We start from the raw sequence: 1,742 nt of genomic DNA on the forward strand, positions 1-1,742 counted from the left end.
TGAGGTTGCGCTAGAAGGTGAAATTAACAGTTTGATAAATGCCGCCAACGATGGAGACCTTCGACAACGAATTGACCTAACAGGTAAAAGCGGCTTCTTCGAAAACCTCAGTAATGGCTTAAACTCACTAATGGACAAGACATCCGAGTTTGTCAGTGAAGTCGGTGTTATTTTTGAAGCAATGTCTGAAGGTGACCTCACAAAGAGCATCGAAAACAATTACAAGGGCGAGTTACTTGCTATCAAAAACAATGCAAATAACAGCGTTACCAAGCTAAGTGAAGTGCTAACACGCATTCAAATCGCATCAGAAACTGTTCGTACCTCATCACAAGAAGTCGCCGAGGGCTCCGATGACTTAAGTCGACGTACCGAGTCGCAAGCCAGCTCACTGGAAGAAACAGCTTCCAGCATGGAGCAGATAACAGCTACCGTAAAACAAACCTCAGAAAACGCCTCCGAATCAAATGCTATGGCAAGCGATGCGAAGCGTAAAGCGGAACAAGGGGGTGAAGTGGTTCAAGGTGCCGTGGGTGCGATGCGTGAGATCATGGAATCTAGCAACAAAATCAACGACATTATTGGCGTGATCGATGAAATTGCCTTCCAAACCAATCTACTCGCTTTGAATGCTGCGGTTGAAGCAGCAAGAGCCGGTGAGCAAGGGCGTGGTTTTGCCGTCGTAGCGGGAGAGGTTCGAACCTTGTCGCAACGTTCTGCTGCCGCGGCGAAGGAAATCAAAGACTTGATTCGTGACAGTGTAAACAAGGTAGAATCTGGCTCAGCCATGGTTAACCAGTCTGGGCAAATGCTCAATGACATCGTCCAGTCAGTTGATCGCGTTGCCAAGATGATCAATGACGTCAACACTGCAGCAATCGAACAAAATAGCGGTATCAGTCAAATCAATCAGGCCGTTGCGCAAATGGACGAAATGACTCAGCAGAACGCGGCTTTGGTTGAGCAAACCTCTGCTGCAAGCCGTTCAATGTCTGAAGAAGCGAGCAACATGAATCGCCTGATTGCCTTCTTCCGCTTAGATGCTTCGCAGAGCTCGCATAGTTCTTCTCCCTCCTTCGCTTCAGCTCCGTCAACACCTGCAGCAAGTTACAGTGCACCAGAGCCCACAGAAGAACCTGTCATCACCTACCAGGCAAGCAGTGCTGCGCAAGAGGATAACGGTGCAGCTTCGTTTTCAGAAGACGATGAGTGGGAAGACTTCTAAAAACACTTGATATCGCTCATACTCAAAAAAGACCGGTATATTTCCGGTCTTTTTTTTCGACTTTAGTAAACTGGATTTACAATTGTAAATATATAGCAATATGGATATTCAACTGCCACTCGAATTACTTCCCAGCTTTTCTGTCTACACACTACTAATCAGCTTATTGCTCAAACCCGGCAAGCCGCCTAGCCTAGGCCTAAGTTTACCCTTATTCGTAATCTTGCTGATTACAAGCTGGCAAACACAAGTTATCGATTGGCGAACTGCTGCTTTCCTTGTTTTCGCCACGCTGATCATTAGTCAGGTTCAATCAAAGCATTTACCAATAAAAACCTTCGCCTGGATATTTTTAAGCCTTGTGCCCTTGATGCTAGCCTTACACCTTGTTCCCGGCTTTACTAAAACCACGGTCTTCGGCCCGGCCTTACTTGGTAACTCAAGCATTCNTTACACCCTAAGTGCTCACCTTGATAAAGCCTTGGGCGCAGTATTCATCTTATTTTGCTTTCGCTAC

At 46.4% G+C, this 1,742-nt stretch carries 1 protein-coding gene; it reads left to right on the plus strand.

Going from position 1 to position 1,742, the window contains the following annotated elements; genetic code table 11:
• On the plus strand, positions 1 to 1,225 hold a 1,225-nt coding region (locus A3761_RS24415; protein ID WP_231881302.1), incomplete at its 5' end, for a methyl-accepting chemotaxis protein.
• Positions 1,226 to 1,742 lie beyond the last annotated feature (517 nt).

This window comes from Oleiphilus sp. HI0123, assembly GCF_001635315.1.